Genomic DNA, 24606 nt, shown 5'->3' on the forward strand with positions numbered 1-24606 from the left:
ATCGTGGGCCCCTTCCGCACCTCGCGGGAGGGGCCCCACGAGCACGTGTCAGCCTCCTTCGCCGCGCACCCGCACGATCGCGGCGTCGAGGTACCAACGAAGCGAGACCTCCCGCACGTGGTTCCAGCCCACGCGTACGCGCACCATCGTCACCCCGCGCGCACGCATAGCCAGCGCGACGTCGTGAGATAAGCGCACCCGTTCATCGACCGGGCGCCAGGCCATGCCAACATATTCGTCAAGCACCCTCGCCCCGTCGACCCTGTGAAACACACCGGCCATGGCGACTCCGTCCGAGCTCGCACGAGAATTGCATTACGACACCATGTATACATGGTGTGAAGCACGACGACAAACGCACCCGACCGCCGCAGCAACACCGCGACTTCCCACCCCACCGGGTGAACCCGTCACCCGGCCCCGACCCGGAGGAGGATGACTGCCACATGCGCGATTACTTCGCTGGCGACGACGCACTCTGCCCGACATGGTGCACCGGGGATCACGAGCTTTCGGACGACCTCCGACTGGCACACCGCAGCGAAGCGATATCCGTACCCGCCGTGGAGTGCGTCGACGACCCCGCGCGCGGCACCCCTCGCGCAACAACGGCGAACCTGATCGTCGGGCTCGAAAAGTCTTCCGGAGAGCTCTGGGTGTGGATCGGCCCCGAAGACGACGCGAGACGCGGCCTCGCCCTGAGCGCCGAGAGCGCCCATCGCTTGCAGAACGCACTGAGCGACATCCTGCGCCTCGCTCGCACCGGGCGTGAACGCGGCGGGACGCAACCCGCGCAAGACTAGTCACAGGACCGCGCGATCACCACAATCGCAGCGATGTACCATGTAAACATGGTGTCACCCTCCCGAGCGGCGGCACAGCGAGGGTCTCTGGGCATGGGAATCCAGAGGCGCGTTGCGGTCTCCGTGGGGCGCAACGCCTGGCTCCCCTCTGCACGCTTTCACCCCCTCGCATCGCAGAGGGGAGCCAGCACATCCTTCGCGGACGGGCCACGGGGACACACCCCGGTCGATCCCAGCCGCTTCCCGCAGTTTCCTCATGTGGGCAAATGGTTCAGAGTTGATCCATGACCATGACCGTCAGCGAGCAGTGGACCACGTACTGCCGGATGCTGGGAGAGAACCTCTCGACGGCGCGCGCGGCGCTCGGCCTGAGTCAGGAGCAGGTCGCTCGCGCGGCGGGCCTGGCGACCTTCACGTACCAGAAGCTCGAGAAGGGCGAGTCCAACCCGGGCAGCCCGGCGAATCCGCGACTGCACACGCTCGTCTCGCTCGCCCTGGTGTTGAACCTGGATCTCGCGACGATGCTCCCTTCCGCCCAGCTCGCGAAGGCGTGACCGACGCTGTCACGCTCGCACACACGAGGCGCCTCGGCCGCATCTGTGCGGGCGTGACAGCGGTGTACGGCGGCTTCCTCGTCTTCACGGGGATATACGCGCTGGTGCTCGGCGCCATCATCTGGCGCAACGCCGCGCGCCCCGCGCGCATCTTCCGCACCGCCCGCGCGAACCAGCTCGCCTACAGCGACCGCGGAGCGGTCGGCCTGCGACTGCCCGGCTCCGTCATGGCGAGCACCGACGCGTTCGTCGTCACGACCGACGTGCTGAGCGGCGGAGCTCCGGACAACGGCCTCCCCCGCTTCACCGCCATCTCCCTCGACCGGCAGACGCCCCACATCGTGCTCGAGAACCGTCGCGCCCGCGTGCTGCGCACCACCGGCGCGCTCTACATCTTCACGCCCGACCTCATGGCGCTCATGATCGATCTCGCATCCGACTGCGAAGCCGAGCTGCTCGACGGCTGGCTCGTGCTCTACAGCGGGCGCCCCTGGCGACTCTCGACCCCGCGCGGCTTCACGCGACTCATCTCGCTCGTCGACCTCGTCGGACGCAAGATGCGCACCCGCACCGAGCTGTATCGCGACGAGCACGCGGATGCGGAAACCGCCATCGCGATCCCCGGCCGCCGCCTGCGTGCCCGTCCTTCGTGGGGAGCGGTCGCCTCGACGATCGTGCCGGCGGCGTTCATCGCGCTCGGGCTCGTGTCGATGATCCTCGACCTGTTCTGAGGGATGCGGGGAGCCTGTCCCTCGTGATTCGGTGCACGTCGTGCCCGATGAGATCCCGCCGGTCGGCGGCATGCCCGGGCATCGCGATCACGTAGAACTGCTCAGTTCCGGGAGCGCGCGCAGGATCGATCCGCGCCGTGACGCGTTCCGCGACGCACCGCGCCGGAACGAGCGTCGTGGCCGCTGGAAGTCCCGGTGGGAACTGTATTCCGCGTCACACACTCGTACCCACCGCGTCACGCGAGGCGCCGATCGAAACCTCGCCACTCCCAGCGGAAACACAAGGGACACATAGCGATGGCACCGTGAGGCCGCTCCACCGACACCGTCACCCGAACGCCCCGGCAGCAAAGGTCTGTACACCCATGCCCGATTCCCGCGCCCGCCGCGCCCGCAGCGGCCCCCGCCTCCGACGACCAGTGATCATCGCCGCGCTCGTCGGTCTGGTGATCGCCCCCCTCACCGCCACCGCCGTCGCCACAGCGGTCTCGGCCAACGCCAAGGCCACCGCGATCGCCACACTGTCGGCCACCGACGGCGTCGTGGGCGACGCCCTCACCCTGACGCTCGACACGACCGATGCCGACGACGTCTACGCCGCCGCCGTGAGCCTGAGCTTCGACGCGTCCCGCCTCACCTTCGACGAGGACGCCCTCACCAGCGACTTCCCCGGCATGTACAGCGTCGTGGGCGAGATCGCCGGCGACGAAGGACACCTCGACTTCACCCTCACGCGACTCGGCACCTCGAGCGGAGCGGTCGGCGAATTCTCGCTCGGAGAGCTCGGCTTCACCTCGACCGCCTGGGGCGACGCCGCCATCACGATCGACGCCGTGACCCTCGTCGACAGCGAGCTCGGCCGGATCGAGCAGAAGCCCGGAACCACCCTCACGTTCCGCGTTCCCGCACCCCCGGAGCCCACGACTCCGCCGACGGAGCCCACCACTCCCCCCACCGAACCCACCACTGCCCCGACCGAGCCGACGACGGCGCCGACCGAACCCGCGGAGCCCTCGACGCCGACGAAGCCGACGACACCCGCCGCACCCACCGCACCGAACGCGCCCGCGACCCCGAACAGCCCGACGGTCATCGCGGCCAGCGGCTACGGCACGACGGTCGCGAAGCCCTCCTCGGGCTCGGTCGTCGCGGCACCGCAATCGAGCGCCGCGCCCACCAACCAGACGGCGCAGATCGCTGCGTCGACCGCGAAGCCCGCGCCGGGCGCCACCGTCGAGCTGACGGTCACCGGCCTCGCCGCGAACACGGCGCACCGCATCGAGCTTCACTCCGACCCGATCGTGCTCGGCACCGCGGTCAGCGACGCGGCGGGCTCGTTCACCTTCACGGCCACGATCCCGGAGACCGCCCCCACCGGCGAGCACGAGATCGTCGTCCTGGCCGACGACGCCGTGGTGGCGACCCTGCCCATCACGATCGCGGAGGCGACCGCATCCCCGGCGCCGACGGCGAGCCCGACCGCATCCGCCACCGCCGCCCCCGAGGTCGACACGGATGCGGCATCGTCCGCCGACTCCTCCGGCGGCATGGCCTGGTGGATCTGGATCGTCGTCGCACTGGTCGTCGTCCTCATCGCGGCCGTCATCGCCCTCGTGATGTCCCGCAACCGCAGCAAGGAGAAGAGCGAATGACGCACGCATCCATCGCCCCCGTACGCCGCGCGACGCTGCTCGCCGGGATCGGCCTCGCCACCGTCGGCATCCTCGTCGCCGGCGCGGCACCCGCCTACGCCGCCGATGACTCGGTCAGCTACCTGGCACCGGAGTACCAGGCCGGCGAGCTCACCGGCGACGACAAGGTCGACACCGACGACCTCGCCATCCTGATGACCGCCGTCGGCATGACGTCCGACGACGCGGACTGGGAGACCGTGGCCGCAGCCGACGCCGACGGCGACGGCGTGATCACCGTCCTCGACGTCGCCGCGCTCTCCAAGGCCTATCTCTACGACGACGACCCGTTCGAGATCCTGGAGACCGATGTCGTCGCCGTCCAGAAGGCGATGACCGCCGGAGTCCTGACCTCCGAGCAGCTGACCGCCGAGTACCTCTCCCGCATCGCCGCCTACGACCGGGTCGCCGGCATCGACCCCGCCGCCCCGGCCGAGATGCTGGAAGCGATCGTCGCCACCAACCCGAACGCGATGGCGGAGGCGAAGGCACTCGACGCCGAACGGGCCGCCACCGGTCCGCGCAGCATCCTGCACGGCATCCCGGTGCTGGTGAAGGACAACATCAACACGGTCGACATGGCCACGACCGCCGGCTGCGCCTGCCTCGCGGACAACCGCACCTCCACCGACGCGGAGACCGTGGAGCGGCTGAAGGCGATGGGTGCCATCGTCATCGCCAAGGCCAACCTGTCCGAGTTCGCCCAGTCCACGGCGTCCTCGATCAGCAAGTACGGCACGACCCGCAACGCCTACGGGCTGGGACGCGACCCGGGCGGCTCGAGCGGCGGCACCGGCGCATCCGTGTCCGCCAACCTCGGCGTCTTCGGACTCGGAACCGACACCGGCGGCTCCGTGCGCGTCCCGTCCTCCTTCAACGCGCTCGTCGGCATCCGCCCCACGATCGGACTCGTGAGCCGCGAGGGCGTCATCCCGCTGGATCTCTACCGCGACACCGTCGGCCCGATGGCCCGCTCCGTCTCGGACGCGGCACTCGCCCTCGACGCCCTGGCCGGCACCGATCCGATGGATGCGGTCACCGCCGGCGCAGACGGCGTCAAGCCGCCGTCGTACGCACAGGCCCTCGACCCGAAGGCGCTGGAGGGCAAGCGCATCGGATACATCTCGGGGCTCGTCTCCGGCAACCAGAACGCCGTCGGATTCCGCCTCGTCCGGGGCGCGTTCACCGACCTGGAGGCCGCCGGCGCCACCGTGATCGACGTCGGGAGCTTCGGCAGCGTCAACGGATACGGGCTCGGGAGCCTGCCGGGCAGCTCCTCGTTCACCCACGACATGAACGAGTACCTGAACGCCTACTACCGGCCCGGCTACACGTTCGCCGACCTCGCCCAGCGGGTCACCGATGCGGCGAACAGCGGCGGCCCGACCCTCTCCACCTGGTCGGCGGCCACCGTGCGCGGCTGGGCCTCGACGAGCGACGCCACCCGGGATGCGGCCTACCCGAACTTCAGCCGCACCCAGCAGGCGATGCGTGATCGCGTCGATCAGCTCATGACGCAGTACGACCTGGACGCGGTCATCTACCCGAGCACGGGCGGGACCGTCGGCTCCCCGGCCAGCAACAACCGCATCAGCGCGTTCAGCGGCTACCCCGCGATCTCGGTGCCGATGGGCTTCGCCGACTCGACACTCGACGAGACGAGCTACAGCGGATTCCCGATGGGGCTGGAGTTCCTCGCCGAGCCGTACTCCGAGTCGAAGCTGCTGGGCTTCGCCTACGCGTACGAGCAGCAGACACAGCACCGCCGGCCGACGACGCTCTTCCCCGACCTCGCGGGCTGAGCACCGACACGGCCATCACCGCGCGCCCCGCTCCGCTTCGGTGGGCGGGGCGCGCACCTTCAGCAAGGCGTAAGGTTGATGGTATGGAGACCTTCCTCCTCCGGATCGACCGCCTGGCCGGCGGCCGCATGGCGGGCTACCGTGTCGACAGCCCCGACGACCCCCGTGTGAGCCGCGCCTTCCGGGCGATCACGATCCTGCTCGTCGCGTGCTTCCTTCTCGGCATCGCCACCGTCGCCACGTCGGCCTGGCTGACCGCATCCGGCGAGGACGTCGGCTTCGCCGTCTGGATGCGGTGCCTCGTCGTCCTCGGCATCACCACGACCCTCTTCTACTTCCTGTGGCGGGCGCGCGCCGGCTGGTACTGGGCGGTCCGTCGCCTGCAACTGTTCAGCCGCATCTTCCCGATCGTCGCGCTCGTGCTCGCGGCGATCCCGGGGCTCTACCCCTGGTGGGTCATCAGCGAGCAGATCGTGTTCGCCATCCTTCTGATCGGCGTCTCCGACTACCTGCAGTCTGACTACCTCCGCGCCGCCTACCCGAAGCCGAAGCACCCCTAGCGCGGACTCGGGCGGCAGGACGACTGTGGCGCTCGAAGCCCTCACAATGGCAAGGTCATCTTAGAAGGCGTCACCCGAGGAGCAGCAATGCCGTTGTTCGAGATGGAGGCGAGCCCGAAGGGCCGCCTCCGCGTCTTCGGGCGCACTCAGCTGCCCTTCGCCCTCGGCGCGGTTCTCATCGCCGTCGTCGCAGCACTCGTCGATCTCTCCCTGCTGGAGCGCTGGCCGATGATCACGGGCTTCGCACTCACCGCCGTCGCCACGTGCGCGGCCGTCGCCGTCCCCTGGGAGCGGCTGCATCCGTCGGCCATGATCTCGATCGCCGTGCTCGATCTCGTCACCGTCGCGCTCCTGCGCGCAGAACTCGCACCGTCGGTACCCGCGGTCACGATCCTGTCGTTCTTCCCTCTGCTGTGGCTGGCCTACGGATTCCGCTGGTACGGCATGGCCGTCGCCGTCATCGGTGCGGCATTCATCACGTCATTCCAGTTCGTGTACATCTCGCGGTGGCCGTCGAGCCCTGTCGAGTGGGCGAACGTCGTCACCTTTCCCGTGCTCATCCTCGGGGTCGCCGTCATCGTGTACATCGCCGCGAACCAGTTGCGCCGCAACAGCAGAAGATTGGCCGATGCTGCGCGCGCGCAGGCCGAATCGCTCCGCGACGCAAAGGATGCCGAAGCGATCGCCCTCGGCATCCTGAACACCGTCACGGCGGGGGTGGCCTTCTACGACGCCGACGGCCGGCTGAACGTGGCGAACACCATAGCCCGCCGGATGACCGAGATCGCGGGCTTCCGACTCGACACCCCGCCCTACAGCGGCGAGAACGCGTTTACCGCGGACCGCATCACCCGCATCCCGGACGACGAGCAGATCATCCCGCGAGCGTTGCGCGGAGAGACGATCGAGGACCACTTGGAGTGGATCGGGCCACCCGACTCACAGGTCGCGATCATCGCCTCTTCGGGACGCGTGCACCGTGAGGACGGCGTGCTGCTCGGAACCGTCGTCGTGGCCTACGACGTGACAGAGCTGGCGGATGCGATCGAGGTGCGGGAGCAGTTTCTGCGCACGGTCTCCCATGAGTTGCGCAACCCCATCACGAGCATCACCGGCTTCCTCGACCTCATCGACGACGCCGTCGACCCCGCCGACACGAAGGTTCACGGCTACATCGACATCGTCACCCGCAAGACCAACGACCTGCTCGACCGCGTACGGGACCTGCTCGCCGCCAACGACGGAGCCAAGTCGCCGAACTGGACCAACAACGACACCGCGTCGCTCGTCGGTGAGGCCGTAGAGCGGGCGCGCAGTCTCGCCGACCGCAATGACGTCATCGTGCAGGTCACCGGGCCCGACAGCCTGCCGGTCTTCGCAGACGGCGAGCAGCTGACGATCGCGATCACCGAACTGCTCACGAACGCGATCAAGTTCGGCGACGAGAGCGCCGTCGTCGCCATCCGCTACGGCCTCGTCGGGCACCGCGTCACGATCGCCGTCACCAACCCCGGGCACGGCATCACGCCGGCTGAACAGCGCCGCGTATTCGATCGCTTCTACCGCGCACCGTTTGCGCGCGCCCAGGCGATTCAGGGATTCGGGCTCGGCCTCACCAACGTGCGCGCGATCGTGGCGGCGCACGGCGGCCACATCCACATCGACAGCGTTCACGGCGCACACACCACGTTCACGCTCGACGTTCCCCAGCACCCCTACACCGTCAGCCAGGACTGAGCCACGCCTCGCCAGCCCATCGAGTCGGGCCGCCGCCGGCCCGAACTCCTGCAGATCCGGCCGAACCTGATGACGAAACCGGGCGAGCGCCGGACTCTCCAGGAGTTCGGCACGCCTCAGCGCGTGCGGAAGAAGACCCCTGTACCGCTCACGCGCCCGCGGCGCCGCTGTCCTTCGCCGCCCGACGGCGCCGGATCTCCGCCTCCAGCGCAGCCGCACGCTCCTCGCGCTCGAGGTCGGCGAGCTGCTGCTCGGTCGTGCGCGTGTCGCGCGGACGCGGCGCGGGAGCAGGCGCTGCTTCGTCCTTCGACCAGCGACGCGGGTCGCCGAAGCTCATGGCCTCGCGCTCGCCGCTCCACTCGCGACCGAGCGTGAACCAGAGGATGGAGCCGACGAGCGGCAGCAGCACGATGAAGAAGATCCACGCGACCTTCGGCAGAAACCGAATCTGATCGTCGCGGCGCGTGATGGCGTCGATGAGCGCGACCACCATGACGGCGAAGATGAGCAGCGCGAGGATCGGCATGCATCCAACGTGCCGCAGTGAGCAGCCGAGCGCAACGGTCGCGCACGGACTCCCCCCTCCTGTTCGTCGGAGAAAGCGCGCGATGTCGGAGGATTGCGCGCGGATCCTCCGACGAACGCGCAAACCTCCGACCGACGGATGCGGGCAGCCCGCGCGACGTGCACCCTCGGCGTCAGCCGCTGAACGCGAAGGCGACGAAGGCGAAGAGCACGAAGACGAGCACCACGTTGCCGAGCATCACGAGAAACGCCGACATCGTGAGCCCGGCGAAGGCACGCCGAGCCACGGATGCACCCTCGGGACCCTTCTTCGCGTAAGACAGGGTGATCAGCCCGATGGCCAGGATCTCGATGAGCCCGAACCACGGTGCCGTTGGAAACATCGCGACCTGCGGAGCGAACACCGCAGCGACGCTCCAGACGCCGAGGCGCGCGATCACACTGACCGTCAGCCAGATCAGATTCACGATGAACAGCGGCACCAGCCAGGGCCAGGTCTCTCGCACGGTGAACCCCGCCTCGCCCGCATGCGTCTGCGCGTTGTGCGCGACGCGCTCGTCGACGACGGCCTCGGTTCCGGCCTCTTTCGCCGGGCTCTCCTGCACCCATCCGCATCCCGCTGCGGTGCATGCGTACGCGATGACGGCCATGCATACCGACGTTAGCCGGTCCGCGTCTCCGACAACCGCGCGCCTCCCCAGGCGACGGATGCGGCCGGTCCGCGCTCAGGTCGCGACGAGCCAGACGATGACGGCCGCGACCAGCAACAGCGGCGAGATCCACGCCATCCAACGGGTCATCGGCAACGGCTCCCACCACACGCGCAGCAGACTCACGACGACGAGGAAGGCGGCCATGAACACGACCGCGAGGTGCACACGCATCACCGTGCCCACCACGATCAGGATGACGCCGCACATCTGCATCGCGAACAGCCGCCACAGCACGAGGGGCGGCGGCCGGAACCGGCGGCGGGGAGGTCGGGCGTTCACGTGCGGAGGGCGAGGCTGCGACCGGCACCGAGGTCGTGGAAGAAACGCACGTTCACGGTGCACCGAGCTCCTCGGCGAACGCCTGCGGAAGAACGACATTGGCGGGCGCCGCAGCGAACAGCGGCGCGACGTCGGCGACGCGATGGCCGGCGATGCCCGTGCCGACGGGGGTCACGAGGAAGGTCGTGCCGGGATGCGCGCGGGCGTAGTCGAGGAAGTCGGCGATGTGCTCGATCATCGTGTCGAAGCCGCTCATCGTGTCGACCGCGTAGGAGCGCCCGGTCGGCCCGACGCCCACGCCCCACTCGGCACCGAACTCCTCGAAGGCGGCGCGCGCCGCCCCCGCACCGTGGTGACCGCTCGCGTTGCTGCCGAACACGAACACCTCGTCGTCGGCGAGCTGCGTCACGGCCTCCGGCGTCCGCCGGGCCCGCTCGGGCGAACCGTCGAAGACTGACATCCGACCAGTATCGTCGGTGGCCCGGCGAGAATGGTCGGGTGGCACGCATCCATCACATCGAGATCTGGGTCGCCGATCTGCGGGAGGCGCTGACGGAGTGGGCGTGGCTGCTCACACGTCTCGGCTCCGCACCGCAGAGCGAGTGGGCGAACGGGCAGTCCTGGTCGTTCGGCGGGAGCTATTTGACGCTGACCACCTCACCCTCGCTCAGCGACGCCGCGCACGACCGCCGGCGCGCAGGGGTGAACCACCTCGCCTTCGCCGTCGACAGCACCGCCGAGGTCGATGCGATCATGGCGGATGCGGAGGCGCACGGCTGGCGTCCGCTGTACCACGACCGCTATCCGCACGCCGGCGGCGCCGATCACTACGCGGGCTGGCTGGAGAACTCTGCGGGCTTCAAAGCCGAGGTCGTCGCCGACCTCAGTCCTGTTCCTTCTTCATGACGCGCGCGTGCGCGGTCTTCCCGCGCGCGACCTCGCGATCGTCGCGGCGCAGCACGCCGATGAACTCGACGAACCGCGCCGCGAACGCGCGGAAGGCGGCCGCCACGCCGGCCGCGCGCGGCTCGGGCGTCTCGGCCTCCGCATCCGGCATGCGGTTGAGTTCGCCGTCGGTGTCTCGGGGCGTCCGCGCGAACGCGACGCACAGCCGCGCGACGCCCTCCGCGTGCCCGTGCATGACGGAATGCGCCGCACCTCCGATCTCCCACGTCGACGCGAACGGGATCTCGCGCGCCGCGCGCTCGACCCACGCGCGCGGCACCACGTCGTCGTGCTCGCCGCGGATGACGAGCGTGTGGGCGCGGATGTCGGCGAAGAGCTCCTCGATCGGAAACCGCATCATCTCCGGCAGCACCCGCAGGAACCATCGCGGGCCGCACAGCAGATAGGCGCCCACCGCCAGCACCTTGATCTTGAGCGGTTCATGCCACGTCGATCGCAGGAACCGCAGCGCGAGCCGCGGAAGCCGTCGCGCTTCGGGGTCGACGACCGGGCCGATGAGCACGAGCGTCGAGATCTGCGGACGCCGCCGCGCGACCTCGCTCACGATCTGCGTGCCCATCGAGTGCCCGACAAGCACGGGATCCTCGAGGGCGAGCTCGTCGAGCACGGCCTCCACCGCATCCGCGTACTGCGCGATCGACATGGCGGACTCCGGATGCGGCACGCCGCCGAACCCGGGCAGGTCGAGCGCGTGCACCGCGCCGAACTCGTTCAGCTGCGGAGCGAGGCGCTCGAAGTAGGTCGCCGCGACGCCGATTCCCGCGACGAGCACGAAGGAGCGCTCCCCCTCCGCCCGGATGGAGGACACGCGCGTATAGGCCGTGCCGCAGGCGACGCGGCGCACGTCGACGACGGGTGCGGACTCGGCTGTCACGGTGAGGACGCGAACAACGAGCCGATGAAGAACAGAAGCGCGAAGGCCGCCACGGCGTTGCCGATCATCACGAGGAAGGCGGACATCGTGAGTCCCGCGAACGCGCGACGCCAGAAGGACGCACCGGCGGGCACGGTCGACGCGTAGGAGAAGGTGCCGACAGCGATGAGCACGACCTCGATCGCCGCGATCCACCAGGCTTGGAGCATCGCCACCTGAGGGGCGAAGACGCTCACGGCGAAGTCACCGCTCACCGCCGCGTACACGCTCACGGCCAGCCACACGAGGTTGAGGGCGAACAGGGGCCACAGCCACGCCCAGCGCTCCCGCACTGTGAAGGTCACGTCATGCCCGTGGACACCACCGTGCTCGGTGCGCTCGCGCACCGCATCCGCCGAACGCGCGCGGCGCGAAGGCACAGCCTGACGCCATCCGCAGTCCGGCTCGACACAGGAGTAGGTGACGGCGCTCATACCAATCGAGGCTATCGGGCCGCGCGGCGGGACCGCACGCCTTGCACGAGCAGCACGATCGTCATGAGCAACGCGAACAGCGGCAGCCCCACGGCCCCGAGCGCGAGAAGCGTCCCGGTGCGATAGTCGACGTTGCCCATCCGCCCGAGGCCGACGCCACCACCGCCGGCGGTCACGTCGCCTGCGAGCAGGAACTCCCCGTCGTACGTGTCGATCCGCGACGTACACGTGACGGATGCGGCGGCGCCGCCCGCATCCGCGATACTCAGCACGGGCGAGAAGCCGCCGCCGTGGGTCATCCACCACAGCGTGTCGTCCCATCCCGGCGACGGCACCGACCAAGTGCCGAGGGAACTCCCGTCGGCGGTCTCGGCCCGACACTCGACGAGCCCCAGCAGCGGCGCGGCGCCCGACGCCCACACCCCCGTCACCCCCTCCGTGGGAAGCTCCACCCTCTGCCCCAGCGGCACCGGCTGCGCCGCCGCGACCGACTGCGACACCGGCACCACCCACAGCGCCCAGATGAGTGCGCTCGCCACGACGCACACCCCCACCAGCGTCCACAGCAGCTGCGTCCTGTGCCGCATCCGCATCCGCGACTCCTGCGCTCGCAACGCGTCGTCGGCGGCGGGCGGATCGGTCACGGGTCGAGTGTACGGATGCGGCACGGTCAGGACCGTTGCCCCACATCCCGTATAGTTGAGAATGGTTCTCAATAAGACAGGTGAATCTCCGTGCTCGACGCCACCGCAACAGCGGCGCCTCCCACGCGGACCCGCGTCCTCGTCGCCTTGGCAGCATCGCGCCGGCATGCCCTTTCGACCGTGGGCGTGCTGTGGCTCACCGCCTTGATCGTCGCCATCGCGGCGCTCGGCATCGGGCCGGTGCCCGTCGACCCCGCCATGATCGTGCGCATCATCGCCGCACACGTCACCGGATCGGCGCTGCCCGCCGACATCCCGCCCATGGCCGACCAGATCGTCTGGATGACGCGGACGCCCCGCATCGCGATGGCCGTCGTGGCCGGGGCAGCGCTGGCCGTCGCGGGCATCGTGCTGCAGTCCCTCACCCGCAACGGGCTCGCCGATCCATACCTGCTCGGCATCAACGGGGGCGCATCCGCCGGTGTCGCACTCGTCGTGCTCGTGGCGGGCGCGGCCACAGGCCTCGCACTCTCGGGAGCGGCTCTCGCCGGCGCGGTCCTGGCGACCGTCCTCGTGCTCGCGATCGCCGGGGGCGCCGCCATGCGCGGACCCTCCCGGCTCGTGCTGTCAGGGCTCGCCGTCGGCTACGCGCTGACAGCCGTCACGAGTTTCCTGCTGTTCTGGACCGACTCCCCCGAGGCGGCGCGATCCGTGCTGTTCTGGCTTCTGGGTTCGCTCACGAGTGTGCAGCCCACGGTTCTGACCGCCGCAGCGATCGCCACCCTCGTGGGCCTTCTGCTGCTCTCCCTGCTGTCCGGGCGTCTGGACGCACTCGCCTCCGGCGACGACTCGGCCCGAGCCGTGGGCCTCGATCCTGAACGCTCACGGTTCACCTTCATGGCCGGAACATCGGCGATGGTGGGGGTCGTCGTCTCTGGCGTCGGCGGCGTCGGCTTCATCGGGCTCATCGTCCCCCACGCCGCCCGCGCGCTCGTGGGAGCGCGGCACCGCTTCGCGCTACCCGCCGCCGCAGCCCTGGGCGCCGCACTCCTGGTCTCAGCCGACACCGTCGCGCGCACCGCCTTCGCTCCGCAGGAGATCCCCGTCGGTGTCATCACGGGCGCCCTCGGCGCCCCCGTCCTCCTCCTCCTGCTCCGCCGCAGCCACAGCTGAGCCCGTCCCGTCCCCACCCGAAAGGACCCCATGAAAGCCCACCCTCCCCGTATCGCGGGATTGATCGCCGTCGTCGTGGCGGCCGCATCGCTCACCGCGTGCACGAGCGCATCCACGGCATCGAATGCCCTCGCTTCCCCCACGGCGGACGCGCAGTACCCGCTGACGATCGACAACTGCGGATCCGACGTGACACTCACGCACGCACCGCAGCGCATCGTCATGGTCAACAACGATGCGCTCGCCACGCTCGAGGCACTGGATGCGGTCGACCGCGTCGTCGCCGTCACTGCCACCCCGCAGGCAGAGCTGTACCAACCCGCCACGGTCGCGATGATCGACAAGCTCTCCGTGCTCTCGACGCAAAAGAACGCAACCGGCGGCTCGATCGTCTCCCAGGAGAGCATCCTGGGGGCACAACCGGACCTCGTCATCGCCCCGGAGAGCGCTGTCGACCGGGGCGCCCTCACCGCGGCGGGCATTCCGGTCTACAGCCCCAGCGCGTACTGCCAGAACCCGCCGCCCGCGTACACGCAGACAGCGACCTTCCAGCGCGTCTGGGACGAGCTGACGACGTTCGGCGCCATGCTCGGCGTGCCCGAGCTCGCCGCGTCCGCCATCGCCGACGCACAGGCGGACCTGGGCAGCACCGACGTCGCCGATAAGGGCACCGCGGCAGCACTGTACGTGTCGTCGGGCGGTACGACGCTCTCGCCCTACGGCGGGCCCAGCATGGTCACCCCCGTGTTCGCGGCAGCCGGGCTGCACAACGTCTACACCGACACTCCGGAGCGTGTGTTCGACGCGAGCCTCGAAGACCTCCTCTCGCGCGACCCGCACACCATCGTGCTGCTCTACTCCGGCGGCGACCCGCAGGCCACAATCGATGCGTTCCGTTCCGCACCCGGCGTCTCGGGCCTCTCCGCTGTGAAGGACAGCCGCGTCGTCGCCCTCGCGTTCCCCTACACTGACCCGCCGTCGGTGCTCTCGACGCGCGGGCCGGCCGAGCTCAGCAAGCTCCTCGCGGAACTGCCGTGATCTCCGCGAGCGGCCTGGTCGTCGAGCTGGGCGGGCACACCGTGCTGCGCGGCGTCGACCTGGCCGCTCGCACCGGCCGGGTCACCGGCATCGTCGGGCCGAACGGCAGCGGCAAGTCGACCCTCGTTCGCTGCCTGGTCGGCGCCCACATTCCGCGCAGCGGCGCCGTCGCGCTGGACGGCACCGGGCTGCGTCGCCGATCACGCCGGTGGGCCGCAGAGCGGATCGCCTTCGTCGGTCAGCACGTCGACCCCGATCCCTCGATGCGCGTCAGCGACGAGGTCGCACTCGGTGCGCTGTCGGCACGCGTGCGCGGTGCAGCCGAGACGGACCGCCGGGTGGTGAACGCCCTCGACGCGGTCGGACTTCTTTCGCACGCACGACGACGCGTCGCCGAGCTGTCCGGCGGCGAGCTGCAGCGCGTGGGTCTGGCCCGCGCAATCGCCCACGGCGCATCGCACGCCGTGCTCGACGAGCCGACCAACCATCTCGACATCCACCACCGTCTCGAGATCGGCGCGCTCCTGCGGCGCGTGGCCGACACGGTCGTCGTCGTCCTCCACGACCTCGAACTCGCCGCGCACGTGTGCGACGACGTCCTCGTACTCGACGAAGGGCGAGTGGCGGCATCCGGTTCCGCGGCAGACGTGCTCACCGCCGCCGTCATCGATCCCCTCTATCGCGTCCGCACCCTCGAGCTCCCGACCGGCGAGGGCGACACCGCCCTCGCGTTCCGCAGACATTCGCCCACAGCCCACTCCCTCCACGAAAAGGAGCCCGCATGACTCTCGCCACCGTCTCCGCATCCCCCGCCGAACTGGCCGAGGCCCGCACGTTGCTCGCCCGCTGGGACGCGCAACAGACCGGGTACATCCGCCACCGCGCCGAGCGCTTCCAGACCATCGCGCGCGTCGTGGCGGCCGTCGTCGACGGCGCGTCCGCACCACGCATCCTGGACCTCGCCGCAGGGCCCGGATCCCTCGCCCGTGCCGTGCGCGCCGAGGTACCCGCTGGTCACCTCGTCGTGGTCGACAAGGACCCCGTCCTGCTGCAGATCGCCGCGGACATCTTCGCGGGCGACACGCACACCGAGGTGGTCGCGGTCGATCTGGCCGATGCGGCATGGACGCAGGCTCCCGCCGTCGCAGCAGCACCGTTCGACGCCGTCGTCAGTTCGACAGCACTGCACTGGTTGCAGCCCGAGACGCTCGTGCGGGTGTATCGCGAGCTGGCCGAACTGGTGCGCCCCGGCGGCATCGTCCTCAACGGCGATCACCTCTCGTACGACGCGGCCACCGAGCCGACGCTGCGCGAGATCGCGGCCAAAGACGACGCCGCGATGCAGCACGCATCCTTCACCGGCGACCCCGCGGAGTCGAAAGTGGACACGTGGGACGCCTGGTGGGCGGCGGCCGCATCCGTCGAGCGCTACCGCGACGCGTTCGCGGCGCGAAAGCGGGTCTGGGGCGACGAACTGCACGTCGCACCGCCGACGGTATCGCTCGAGTTCCACATCGCGGCTCTGCGCAGCGCAGGGTTTCGCGAGACGGGCACCGTCTGGCGCTATCTGGACGATGTCGTGCTCTACGCCGTGCACTGAACCGATAGCGGCGACGAATCGCACGCCCCGCCTCACCTAGGCTGGGCGCATGAGCGAGCAGCCCTCACCCACCGCCGCCGCCATCGGCCGCGCCGTGCGTGAGGAGCGCACGCGCCGTCAACTCTCGACGCGCGCGCTCGCGGCCGCCGCCGGGGTCTCGCAGCCGTTCCTGACGAACGTCGAGAACGGCCGCGTGATGCCGAGCATCGCCTCCCTTTACAGCCTCGCCGGCGCCCTCGGCGTCTCGGCCGCGGCGCTGCTGCCCGAGCAGCCCATCCGCCTGGAGGTCGTCCGCGCCGGCGGCGGCTCCCGCATCCCGATGCGCGACAGCGACGGCGACAAGAGCAGCGACCGGGAGACCTACACGCAGCTGATCGCCGGGGCGCGCGGGCGTCAGCTCGGGGCCTACCGGTTCGAGCTCACGGCCGGATACGAGGATGTGACCTACGCGCACGACGGCGAAGACATCGTGCACGTGCTCTCCGGCTCCCTCGTGTACCGCTACGCGGACCACGACGACGTCGAGCTTCACCCCGGCGACACCCTCTGGGTCGACGCGCGCAGCGCGCACTCCTGGATGGTGCCCGCCGCGCAGCTCGGCATGACCGAGCTCCTGCTCATCACCGCCGCGGGCGCGACGCACCGCCACGGCACCAGTACTGACGCCAGCACCGAGCGATAACTCACACGAATCGTTACATTGACGGCGAGCGGCGGTCACACCCGCGAAACACGCGGTTCCTAGCGTGGCCGCATGCCCACCAAACAGCTCGTCCTCGGCGCCTTCGAGGAGTTCACACCCAACTTCATCGGCAACAGCTGGCACCACGAGCGCGGCGACACCGCCGCCTTCGCCACGCTCGAGTTCTGGACCGACATGGTCAAGAAGCTGGATGCGGCGGGCTTCGACTTCTTCTTCATGGCCGAGGCCATCGGTTACCCCATGAACGACGCCGGCGAGGTGCCGGAGGCCGTCATCCGCGAGGCCGTGCAGTTCCCCGTGCACGATCCGCTCACGATCATGTCGGCGCTGGCGGCGGCGACTCCTCGCATCGGCTTCGTGGCGACCGCATCCACCACCGCGCAGCAGCCCCTGCTGAACGCGCGCACCTTCACGACGCTCGACCACCTGACCGGCGGACGCATCGGCTGGAACATCGTCACGAGCGACAACCAGCAGGCGCTCGTGCGGCTGCTGGGCCGCACGCAGGTCACCCCGCACGACGAGCGTTACGCCGCCGCGACCGAATTCGTCGACCTCGACCTCGAGCTCTGGGAGGGCGCGTGGGAAGACGACGCCGTCCGTGCCGACAAGAAGAACAAGGTCTTCGCCGACCCGAGCAAGGTGCACCGCATCCGTCGCGACGGCACGTACTTCACCTTCGACGGCTACTTCCCCGCGACCCCTTCCCCGCAACGCACGCCCACGCTGTTCCAGGCGGGCACCTCGGAGGCCGGCACGACGTTCGCCGCGCAGTACGCCGAATGCGTGTTCACGCAGGACCGCAACGCCGCGCGCCTCGCGGCGGGCATCGCCCGCCTGCGTCAGAAGGCGGTGGATGCGGGCCGCCCCGCCTCCTCGATCAAGGTCGTCAACGGTGCGTCGTTCATCATCGCCGACACCGAGGAAGAAGCGCAGCGCCTGCGCGCCGAGCTCAACACGACGGCCACCCGCGAGGCCACGGCAGCGCTCTTCCTGGGGTGGTCGGGTGTGGACCTCGCCCAGCTCGACCCCGAGGCGACGCTCGACGACGTCTCGACGGAGGTCGGCCACACGATGCTCGCCATGTGGCGAAACCCCGACGGCACGAGCCCGACCATCGGCGAGATCCTCGATTCGCTGCCCGCCACCTTCGGCGGCATGAAGTTCACCGGCACCGTCACCTCGGTCGCCGACCAGGTCGAGGCGTTCGTGGCCGAGACAGACGTCGACGGCTTCCTCGTCGAGAACTGGTACGGCGGCATCGAGGGCTACACGGAGTTCACCGACCAGCTCATGCCGGAACTGCGCCGCAGAGGCCTGCTGCCCGAGACGCCCCGCACGGGCACGCTCCGCGAGATGCTCACCGACGCCGACGGCCCGCGCCTCCCCGACTGGCACCCCGCGGCCCGCTATCGCCGCTGACCCGGCCGGGATTTCCAGCCCGCTCGCCTCGTCGGATGCGACGGATGCCGGCGATCTCTGCCCCTCAGGCGGGACGGACGACGAGCGCGTGCTCGAGGGACTCGGCGCTGACCACGGGCGGCACGTGCGCGGGGAAGTCGGCCGCGTGACTTCCTGCGTCCCGGGGCTCGCTGTCGCGACCGGGGTCGCCGGATCGAGCTCGCGCGGATTCATGGCTCCGTACGCGGCCGATCCCGCGAGAAGCACCACAAAGCCGCCCGCCGCGACGGCGGCACCGACCCGTCGCGGCGCGGGGAGCCCGACCCAGCTCGGACGACGCGTAACAGCCACGTACACGCCCGTGACGAGGGCGACGAGTCCCGCCATCATCAGGAATCCGCCGATTCCAGAGCTGAACAGACTGATGACCAGCAGCAGAGCGCAGAGCGCTCAACCGACGATCGTTCCCAGACTGAATCGCTTGCGCACGGGCACGCGTGCCATCTCTCCCCCAGAGTTTGCATGCAGCCCCCACGGCCGCCAGCTGCACACTACCCGGGCACCGGCATCCTGAGCACACCCGAACGTCGGAGAAAACGCCCCGCGTCGGAGGTTTCAGGCCACATCCTCCGACGTTCGCGCAATTCTCCGACCGCCGGGATGCGGGAAGCGCCCGGGATGCGGGAAGCGCCCGGGATGCGGGAAGCGCCCGGGATGCGGGAAGCGCCCGGGATGCGCGAAGCGCACGGGATGCGGGAGGTGCCCGGGATGCGGGAGACGGGCGCGTGCAAGGGGTCGGCGGGGGCTCGGCGGGGACTTATGCTGAGCGCGATGTCCACAGCTCTCGTTCCCCCCGTCGAGGTCGTGATCCCCTGGCGGGACGCGCCGACTCGCCGCGCACCGTTCGCTCTCGTCCGCCGCTGGTACGAGACCCATCTGCCCGAGGCGTCGGTGCGCACGATCGACACCGACGACGACGTGTTCGTCCTCGCCGCCTGCCGCAACCTCGCGATGCGCACCGCGCATCCGGATGCGGTCGTCGTGATCGGCGACGCCGATACCCTCCCCGAGGCGGAGCCGCTGCGCGCCGCGATCGCCGCGGCCCGCACGAGCGGACGCGTGCACCTGCCCTACGACCAGTACCGCTGGCTCGGCGCGAACGGTTCGGCCGAGTACGCAGCAGGTACGCCGCTCATCGACTGCACGGTCGAGCAGTACGTCGAGGGGGCCTGTTCCGGCGTGTACGTCGCGACCCCGCAGACGTGGTTCGCGCACGGCGGTCAGGACGAGGCGTTCCGCGGATGGGGCTTCGAAGACGCCGCCTGGTACCTCACCCACCAGGCCGTGCTCGGCGAACCGCCGCGCCGCCACGAGGGACGCGTCTACGCGCTGCATCACGCGGCCGAGCAGCGCGTCGGCGCCGGTTACGAGGCCAACGAGGCCCGTATGGGGCTCTACCGCGCCGCGGCCTCCGACCCCGGCGCCATCGCGCGCCTCGTCGGCATCTCCTGACCCGGAGCTGGTTCAGGCCAGCGCGTCGAAGGCCCGGAGCGGCCCCGGGCGTTCGCGGCCGTCGCGCCGCATCCGGTCGCGCAGTGCCGGGGCAGCCGCATCCGGTCGCAGCTGGCGGGCGACGGCTTCTGCCAGCTCGGCCGCGGTCGCGCGATTGGGATCGCACGCGACACCCACCCCGGTGCGCTCCAGCGCCCCAGCGCCCGCGAACTGGTCCGTCGAGAACGGCAGCACCACCAGCGGCACACCCTGCGCGCACGCCTCCGTGACGGAGTTGTTGCCGCCGTGGGTGATCGCGGCCGCCGCGGAGCCCAATAGACGCACCTGCGGCAGGTACTCGCGCACGAGCCAGTCGGCGGGGATCTCGCCCCACGCCGCGGTGTCAGCGGCGCCGGTCGCGACCGCGGCTCGCACGCCGAGCGATCGCAGCGCCTCGACCACCCGGGCCAGCACGTCGTCGCGCACCGAGAGGAAGCTGCCGAAGCTCACGTACACGTACGGCTCACCCTGGTCTATCCAGCGCGAGATCGACGGATCGACGGCCTCCTCGCGCAGCGTGGAGCCGAGGAAGGTCCCGGGGTGCATCGCCCGGCCGTCGCCGGCGGCGAGCTGCTCGGGGTAGTTGTAGAGCACGGTGGCGCCGTGCGACGCGAAGGCGTCGGCCACGGAGGGGGCCGCGGGATCGATCTCGGATGCGGCGTCGTTCCACTGCGCGGTGAATCGCTCCGACACCTCCGCCGCCAGCAGGCGCAACGCGCCCAGGCTCTCGGCATCCGGGTCGAACACCCGGGGCCAGAACGGCGGCACTCCGTAGAGCTCCCCCGGCACCGGCAGGGCGGTCGGGTGCCCCAGCACGACGTCCCCGTACGCGACGCCGGCAGCCTGCATGGCCATCCGCGCGCTGAACGCGAGGTGGTCGACGAGGATGCGGTCGGGCCGAACCCGCTCGACGATCTCCAGCGTCTGCCGGCCGCGACCGACCGGGTCCCACATCAGATCCGTCAGCCGTTCCCGCGCCTGGTAGGTGAGCGTCTCGACCATCCCCCGGCGCGTCGCGGAGAAGAACCCCTCGAGCGAGGACGCCTCGTCCGCCTGCTGCTGCGCGGTGCGCATGACACCGGCGTTCGCGCCCCGTCCGAGCGACAGCTCGACGTGCGCGAAACCGGCGTCCGCGACGATGGGCGCCGTCGCGGGACCCGTCGCCACGGTGACCTCGTGCCCGCGGTCCTGCCAGGCCGTCGCGAGGGTCGCGAGCGGCAGAAGGTGCGAGGCGTAGTCCGGGCTGATGACGAGCAGCCTCACGAGGGCAGCACCGCCAGCCGGGCGAGGTCCGCGTCCTGCGAGGCCACGGCCTGGTACAACGGGGCGAGCGTCGCCGCCATGGCCTGGATCGTGAACCGTTCGGCGACCATCGCGTGCGAACGCTCGGCGACCGCATCCGGGTCGAGCTTCGCGTGCGCGAGCGCGTCGGTGATCGCGGCGACGAAACGCTCCCGGTCCCAGGTCGGGGCGAGGAATCCGGTGCGGCCGGGCTCGACGTAGGTGGCGGGGCCGCCGGCATCCGGCGCCACGACGACCAGCCCCGTCGCCATCGCCTCCAGCAGGGCGATGCCGAACTCCTCCTTGATGCTCGCGCAGACGTAGACGCCCGCGGGCGCGGCGAGACCGGGCAGTCCGAGGCGGGCGGCGGCCAGCCACAACGCCGTGACGCCGTTCGGCCGATGTCCGGGAAGCAGCAGGCCCCGCGCGGCGCGTTCGGCGACCGGGACGATGGCGTCGATGCGCTCGAGCTGCTCCCGCTCGTCGACCGACGGATGCGCGAGGTCGCCCCCGATGATCAGCAGATTCGTGCGCTCGGCGAGCGCAGAGGTGCGCCACGCCTCGACGAGCGAGGCCATGCCCTTCACGCGGTGCAGGCGCCCCACGCTGACCAGCAGGGGCAGGCCGCGGCGCTCGGGTGGCAGCTCAGCCAGCAGGCGCTCGAGCTCGGCCAGGCCCGCAGGCACCTCGCCCTCGGCACCAGAGGCGGCGACACGGGAGACGGCGTCGTCGACGACGGCGAGGTCGACGCCCTCGGCGACGACCGTGTGCCGCTCGGCGTGCGTGGTGATGTCCACTCCCACGAGCCGCTTCATGTCGTCGGCGAGCGTCGGCCGGGGGAAGAGGACCGTGTGCTCGGCGCCCGCCGCCAGCGACTGCACGAGGCGGGCACGGAACCAGTAGTGCTCGCGGAGGTCGGCCTCGCCGAACCCCTCGCGCGTGAGCTGGCCCGACTCCTCGAGAGACGTGATCACGGAATGCGGGTCGGGAGCCAGCGTGAACACCGTGGGGATGCCGAGCTCGCGCGCGACATCCGCCGCCGCGAGACTCCCCACATCCGCCATACGCAGGTGGAGCACGTCCACGCGACCCGCCGCGCGCAGCACCCGGCGGATGCCGCGACGCGCCTGCACGCGCAGCCCCCACGCCGCAGCGGAGGGAACCGGCGAGGGCGCCATGGGCACACGCCCGAAGCGGTGCCCGCCGCGGGTGCCCGCGACGTCGAGAAGATCGCTCGCGGCCTGATCGATGCTGCCGCGCCCGAGGGTGATCACGCGCTCCACGAGCCCGGAGCCGTCCGCGACCAGCGCGTCGCCGAGCCGCACGAGCAGGGTCGCGATCCCGCCGTTGTCGCCGGCGCCCGCCGTCGCCAGCTGCGCGTCCATGTCGGCGTGCAGGAACAACTGCGCGATCGTGCGGGGCGCGTCGGCAGCATCCGGCCGCGGCGGGACGAGATCCAGCAGCGCCAGCCGCGCCACGGACGCCAGCCGGCCCGTGGTCGCCATGAGCGCGTCGAGCGTGTTCTCGACACCGGGCTGCCCCGGCCGCTGACCGAGCGCGGCGATGGCGGCCTCGCGCACCGCGTCGTCCTCCGCCTCGTCGCGGGCGATCGCCACGAGCGGCCTCGTCGCGAGCGGCGCGCGCACGAGCCCGAGGGTCTCGACGAGACGCGCCCGGGCGGAGGGGTCGTCGGTGGACACGAGTGCCGCCTCCAGGGCGACGGCGAGCACCTCGCCCGAGGCGACCGACCACCCCTCGAGGGTGCGCTGCGCGAGCATGGCCGAGAATCCACCGGCGGCGACCATCGCGATCAGGCGCCCGACCGCGTCGAGTCGCGGCAGCCCCTGCGACAACGCCCACGCCGCATGCTCGCGCACGTACGCGCGACGATCCGACAGCAGCGCCGCCAGCATCCGTCCGGCTTCCTCGTCGGTCATCGCCCCCAGCGCATGCACCGCCGCGAGGGCGCGGACATCGTCTTCGCTCGCGAGCGCCGCGGCCAGATGGCGCAGCGACCGCACGCCCGGCTCCCGGCCCGCCTCGAACGCCAGTTCCTCGGCCCGGCGCAGCGCATCGACGATCGTCGGAGCGCTCTGCACCGCATCCATGGACGTCTGAATCCCCACGTCCCACTTCCCTTCACCGTCGCCGGACGGCCACGAGCGAATCGATCGTAGAGAACACGTCTGTACGGCAGGCTAGCGTTGAGCCGCACCCCTTCCCCCGCTACGATCCCGGAGCCCGCGTGAGCGTTCTTGCCATCGGCGACGTCGGCGTCGTCGACGATCTGTTCCATGTCGGCGACGAGGCGATGTTCGACGCCGCCGTGATCGAACTGCGTCGTCGCGGTCTTGCGACCATCGGGGTCTCCTCGGCGCCCGCGGAAACGCGCGAGAGGTACGGGATCGACGCCGTCGACCGACTGGGATTCGCGGGACTGGATCGCGAGGCAGCCGCCCGTCGGGCCGGGCAGTTGGTGGATGCGGCGACGGGAAGCATCCAGCTCGCCGCCGACGATGTGGCCCAGGGCGTCCTCGACGCGCTCGGCACGGTCACCGGCGTGCTGCACACCGGCGGCGGCAATCTCGCCTCCCGGTGGCCGGTGCACATCTACGAGCGCACGGCGCTCACGCGGATGGCGGCCGCACGCGGGCTGCCGGTCGCCTTCAGCGGCCAGACCTTCGGACCCGACCTGGCCGCCGGCGACGAGATCCGGCTGCGGGCAGCGCTCGCCACCGCCGCCCTCGTCGGCGTGCGCGAGGGCACCAGCGAGGCGCTCGTGCGCTCGTGGGGGCTCGACCCTCGGCGGCAGGTCGACGACGCCTCCTTCCTCGACGCCGCCGCGGTCCTCCCCGGATCCGGCCCGCTGCTCGTGAGCCTGTCGGGTTGGTACGCGCACCGCCCGTCGGATGCGGTCGACGCCGCCCTCGCCCGCATGATCGACACGGCCGCAGAGATCACCGGCGCACCCGTCGTGTTCCACGCGCACTTCGGTCCCCTCACCGACGGCGACGTACGCGGTGACGTCGTGGTGCACGAACGCGTCCGCGCCCATCTGCGCACCGCCAGCAGGCTGGAGACGACGGCGGACACCGCGCATGCCGTCGCGCTCGCCCGCTCCGCGCGCCTGCTCATCAGCTCCCGCTATCACCCCGTCGTCTTCGCCGCACCGTCCGGGGTGCCCGTGCTCGCCCTCGCGGCAGACGAGTACACGCGCATCAAACTCACCGGCGCGCTCGGGCCCTGGGGCCAGGACAGCGTGGTCGACATCGACGACGCCGCGGCCGCATCCGCTCTGCTGCCCGCCCTGGTCTCTCGCGCCGCATCCTTGCGCGATGCCGCGGCCGAGCGGTTCGACGCGCACCGCTCGCGGGCATCGCTGTGGTGGGACGACGTGGCGGCGACCCTCGGCCGAGCCCGGGGGAAACTCCAGGTGCGCCCTCTACCCTGACCGCGATGTCCCGACGCCCCTCGGCCGCCCCCAGGCGCCGCCCTCCAGCCCGGCGA

Annotated in this window: 26 protein-coding genes; 16 read left to right on the plus strand and 10 right to left on the minus strand. The window is 70.8% G+C overall.

The genetic code is table 11. From position 1 onward, the window contains the following. Positions 1 to 48 precede the first annotated feature (48 nt). A complete protein-coding gene (locus QE377_RS04340; RefSeq protein ID WP_307319944.1) occupies positions 49 to 225 on the minus strand; it encodes a hypothetical protein in 177 nt (58 codons plus the stop codon). A gap of 113 nt (positions 226 to 338) precedes the next feature. On the opposite strand from QE377_RS04340, the gene QE377_RS04345 reads away from it, so the two are divergent. From QE377_RS04345 to QE377_RS04375, 7 genes are all read left to right on the plus strand, one after another. Further along, on the plus strand, positions 339 to 803 hold the full coding sequence (locus tag QE377_RS04345; protein ID WP_307319946.1) for a hypothetical protein: 465 nt from the start codon (positions 339 to 341) through the stop codon (positions 801 to 803). Positions 804 to 1087: 284 nt separating this feature from the next. Next, complete coding sequence (locus QE377_RS04350; RefSeq protein ID WP_307319948.1) at positions 1088 to 1357, plus strand: helix-turn-helix domain-containing protein; 270 nt, start codon at positions 1088 to 1090, stop codon at positions 1355 to 1357. Continuing rightward, positions 1354 to 2088: a hypothetical protein gene (locus tag QE377_RS04355; protein ID WP_307319950.1), complete on the plus strand. Its 735-nt coding sequence runs from the start codon at positions 1354 to 1356 to the stop codon at positions 2086 to 2088. The genes QE377_RS04350 and QE377_RS04355 overlap by 4 nt, the downstream gene beginning before the upstream one ends. 365 nt (positions 2089 to 2453) lie before the next feature. Next, a complete protein-coding gene (locus tag QE377_RS04360; protein ID WP_307319952.1) occupies positions 2454 to 3740 on the plus strand; it encodes a hypothetical protein in 1287 nt (428 codons plus the stop codon). After that, positions 3737 to 5581 carry an amidase family protein gene (locus QE377_RS04365; RefSeq protein ID WP_307319954.1) on the plus strand — a complete coding sequence of 615 codons (1845 nt, stop codon included), beginning with the start codon at positions 3737 to 3739 and terminating at the stop codon, positions 5579 to 5581. Before QE377_RS04360 ends, QE377_RS04365 begins: the two co-directional genes overlap by 4 nt. 83 nt (positions 5582 to 5664) lie before the next feature. Continuing rightward, positions 5665 to 6141: a hypothetical protein gene (locus QE377_RS04370; RefSeq protein ID WP_307319956.1), complete on the plus strand. Its 477-nt coding sequence runs from the start codon at positions 5665 to 5667 to the stop codon at positions 6139 to 6141. An 87-nt stretch (positions 6142 to 6228) separates the two neighbouring features. Next, entirely contained in the window at positions 6229 to 7878 is a 1650-nt protein-coding gene (locus tag QE377_RS04375; protein ID WP_307319958.1) for a cell wall metabolism sensor histidine kinase WalK, read from the plus strand. A 148-nt stretch (positions 7879 to 8026) separates the two neighbouring features. Here QE377_RS04375 and QE377_RS04380 read toward each other — a convergent pair whose 3' ends face one another. The 4 genes from QE377_RS04380 to QE377_RS04395 form a co-directional block, all read right to left on the minus strand. Next, positions 8027 to 8404, minus strand: a complete 378-nt coding sequence (locus tag QE377_RS04380) for a PLD nuclease N-terminal domain-containing protein (RefSeq protein WP_307319959.1) — start codon at positions 8402 to 8404, stop codon at positions 8027 to 8029. Positions 8405 to 8576: 172 nt separating this feature from the next. Further along, positions 8577 to 9053: a hypothetical protein gene (locus tag QE377_RS04385; protein ID WP_307319960.1), complete on the minus strand. Its 477-nt coding sequence runs from the start codon at positions 9051 to 9053 to the stop codon at positions 8577 to 8579. A 75-nt stretch (positions 9054 to 9128) separates the two neighbouring features. After that, positions 9129 to 9395, minus strand: coding sequence for a hypothetical protein (locus QE377_RS04390; RefSeq protein ID WP_307319961.1), 267 nt, complete (start codon positions 9393 to 9395; stop codon positions 9129 to 9131). Between the two features lie 52 nt (positions 9396 to 9447). Further along, positions 9448 to 9855 (minus strand): hypothetical protein, encoded by a 408-nt coding sequence (locus QE377_RS04395; RefSeq protein WP_307319963.1) that lies wholly within the window; start codon positions 9853 to 9855, stop codon positions 9448 to 9450. A 38-nt stretch (positions 9856 to 9893) separates the two neighbouring features. On the opposite strand from QE377_RS04395, the gene QE377_RS04400 reads away from it, so the two are divergent. Next, on the plus strand, positions 9894 to 10301 hold the full coding sequence (locus tag QE377_RS04400; protein ID WP_307319965.1) for a VOC family protein: 408 nt from the start codon (positions 9894 to 9896) through the stop codon (positions 10299 to 10301). On the opposite strand, the gene QE377_RS04405 is transcribed toward QE377_RS04400, so the two are convergent. The 3 genes from QE377_RS04405 to QE377_RS04415 are packed head-to-tail and all read right to left on the minus strand — an operon-like array spanning position 10279 to position 12352. Next, positions 10279 to 11235, minus strand: a complete 957-nt coding sequence (locus QE377_RS04405) for an alpha/beta fold hydrolase (RefSeq protein ID WP_307319967.1) — start codon at positions 11233 to 11235, stop codon at positions 10279 to 10281. The two genes, QE377_RS04400 and QE377_RS04405, sit on opposite strands and share 23 nt — an antisense overlap. Next, positions 11232 to 11708, minus strand: a complete 477-nt coding sequence (locus QE377_RS04410; RefSeq protein WP_307319969.1) for a hypothetical protein — start codon at positions 11706 to 11708, stop codon at positions 11232 to 11234. Before QE377_RS04410 ends, QE377_RS04405 begins: the two co-directional genes overlap by 4 nt. A gap of 11 nt (positions 11709 to 11719) precedes the next feature. Next, positions 11720 to 12352 carry a hypothetical protein gene (locus tag QE377_RS04415; RefSeq protein WP_307319971.1) on the minus strand — a complete coding sequence of 211 codons (633 nt, stop codon included), beginning with the start codon at positions 12350 to 12352 and terminating at the stop codon, positions 11720 to 11722. A 90-nt stretch (positions 12353 to 12442) separates the two neighbouring features. Between QE377_RS04415 and QE377_RS04420 the strand changes: the two genes are divergently transcribed. From QE377_RS04420 to QE377_RS04450, 7 genes are all read left to right on the plus strand, one after another. Next, entirely contained in the window at positions 12443 to 13525 is a 1083-nt protein-coding gene (locus QE377_RS04420) for an iron ABC transporter permease (RefSeq protein WP_307319972.1), read from the plus strand. Positions 13526 to 13555: 30 nt separating this feature from the next. Then, a complete protein-coding gene (locus tag QE377_RS04425) occupies positions 13556 to 14563 on the plus strand; it encodes an ABC transporter substrate-binding protein (protein WP_307319973.1) in 1008 nt (335 codons plus the stop codon). Next, positions 14560 to 15348, plus strand: a complete 789-nt coding sequence (locus QE377_RS04430) for an ABC transporter ATP-binding protein (RefSeq protein ID WP_307319974.1) — start codon at positions 14560 to 14562, stop codon at positions 15346 to 15348. The genes QE377_RS04425 and QE377_RS04430 overlap by 4 nt, the downstream gene beginning before the upstream one ends. Beyond that, the gene (locus QE377_RS04435) at positions 15345 to 16163 is read left to right on the plus strand and encodes a trans-aconitate 2-methyltransferase (protein WP_307319975.1); all 819 of its coding nucleotides are present in this window, start codon (positions 15345 to 15347) and stop codon (positions 16161 to 16163) included. The genes QE377_RS04430 and QE377_RS04435 overlap by 4 nt, the downstream gene beginning before the upstream one ends. A gap of 49 nt (positions 16164 to 16212) precedes the next feature. Then, positions 16213 to 16845, plus strand: a complete 633-nt coding sequence (locus QE377_RS04440) for a helix-turn-helix domain-containing protein (protein ID WP_307319976.1) — start codon at positions 16213 to 16215, stop codon at positions 16843 to 16845. A 72-nt stretch (positions 16846 to 16917) separates the two neighbouring features. Continuing rightward, positions 16918 to 18288, plus strand: a complete 1371-nt coding sequence (locus QE377_RS04445) for an NtaA/DmoA family FMN-dependent monooxygenase (RefSeq protein ID WP_307319978.1) — start codon at positions 16918 to 16920, stop codon at positions 18286 to 18288. Positions 18289 to 19098: 810 nt separating this feature from the next. Next, complete coding sequence (locus tag QE377_RS04450; RefSeq protein ID WP_307319980.1) at positions 19099 to 19779, plus strand: hypothetical protein; 681 nt, start codon at positions 19099 to 19101, stop codon at positions 19777 to 19779. 12 nt (positions 19780 to 19791) lie between these two features. On the opposite strand, the gene QE377_RS04455 is transcribed toward QE377_RS04450, so the two are convergent. Further along, positions 19792 to 21081, minus strand: a complete 1290-nt coding sequence (locus tag QE377_RS04455; protein ID WP_307319981.1) for a glycosyltransferase — start codon at positions 21079 to 21081, stop codon at positions 19792 to 19794. Next, positions 21078 to 23225: a glycosyltransferase gene (locus QE377_RS04460; protein ID WP_307319982.1), complete on the minus strand. Its 2148-nt coding sequence runs from the start codon at positions 23223 to 23225 to the stop codon at positions 21078 to 21080. Before QE377_RS04460 ends, QE377_RS04455 begins: the two co-directional genes overlap by 4 nt. Positions 23226 to 23344: 119 nt before the next feature. On the opposite strand from QE377_RS04460, the gene QE377_RS04465 reads away from it, so the two are divergent. Continuing rightward, positions 23345 to 24550: a polysaccharide pyruvyl transferase family protein gene (locus QE377_RS04465; protein ID WP_307319984.1), complete on the plus strand. Its 1206-nt coding sequence runs from the start codon at positions 23345 to 23347 to the stop codon at positions 24548 to 24550. Positions 24551 to 24606 lie beyond the last annotated feature (56 nt).

This window comes from Microbacterium sp. SORGH_AS_0862, from assembly GCF_030818795.1.
Classification (GTDB): Bacteria; Actinomycetota; Actinomycetes; order Actinomycetales; family Microbacteriaceae; genus Microbacterium.

Excerpts from the sequence above, each read along its gene's own strand:
- QE377_RS04340 (WP_307319944.1), bottom strand. The coding sequence starts at position 225 with ATGGCCTGGCGCCCGGTCGATGAACGGGTGCGCTTATCTCACGACGTC.
- QE377_RS04350 (WP_307319948.1), top strand. The coding sequence starts at position 1,088 with ATGACCATGACCGTCAGCGAGCAGTGGACCACGTACTGCCGGATGCTG.
- QE377_RS04360 (WP_307319952.1), top strand. The coding sequence starts at position 2,454 with ATGCCCGATTCCCGCGCCCGCCGCGCCCGCAGCGGCCCCCGCCTCCGA.
- QE377_RS04365 (WP_307319954.1), top strand. The coding sequence starts at position 3,737 with ATGACGCACGCATCCATCGCCCCCGTACGCCGCGCGACGCTGCTCGCC.
- QE377_RS04370 (WP_307319956.1), top strand. The coding sequence starts at position 5,665 with ATGGAGACCTTCCTCCTCCGGATCGACCGCCTGGCCGGCGGCCGCATG.
- QE377_RS04375 (WP_307319958.1), top strand. The coding sequence starts at position 6,229 with ATGCCGTTGTTCGAGATGGAGGCGAGCCCGAAGGGCCGCCTCCGCGTC.
- QE377_RS04380 (WP_307319959.1), bottom strand. The coding sequence starts at position 8,404 with ATGCCGATCCTCGCGCTGCTCATCTTCGCCGTCATGGTGGTCGCGCTC.
- QE377_RS04385 (WP_307319960.1), bottom strand. The coding sequence starts at position 9,053 with ATGGCCGTCATCGCGTACGCATGCACCGCAGCGGGATGCGGATGGGTG.
- QE377_RS04395 (WP_307319963.1), bottom strand. The coding sequence starts at position 9,855 with ATGTCAGTCTTCGACGGTTCGCCCGAGCGGGCCCGGCGGACGCCGGAG.
- QE377_RS04410 (WP_307319969.1), bottom strand. The coding sequence starts at position 11,708 with ATGAGCGCCGTCACCTACTCCTGTGTCGAGCCGGACTGCGGATGGCGT.
- QE377_RS04425 (WP_307319973.1), top strand. The coding sequence starts at position 13,556 with ATGAAAGCCCACCCTCCCCGTATCGCGGGATTGATCGCCGTCGTCGTG.
- QE377_RS04435 (WP_307319975.1), top strand. The coding sequence starts at position 15,345 with ATGACTCTCGCCACCGTCTCCGCATCCCCCGCCGAACTGGCCGAGGCC.
- QE377_RS04440 (WP_307319976.1), top strand. The coding sequence starts at position 16,213 with ATGAGCGAGCAGCCCTCACCCACCGCCGCCGCCATCGGCCGCGCCGTG.
- QE377_RS04445 (WP_307319978.1), top strand. The coding sequence starts at position 16,918 with ATGCCCACCAAACAGCTCGTCCTCGGCGCCTTCGAGGAGTTCACACCC.
- QE377_RS04450 (WP_307319980.1), top strand. The coding sequence starts at position 19,099 with ATGTCCACAGCTCTCGTTCCCCCCGTCGAGGTCGTGATCCCCTGGCGG.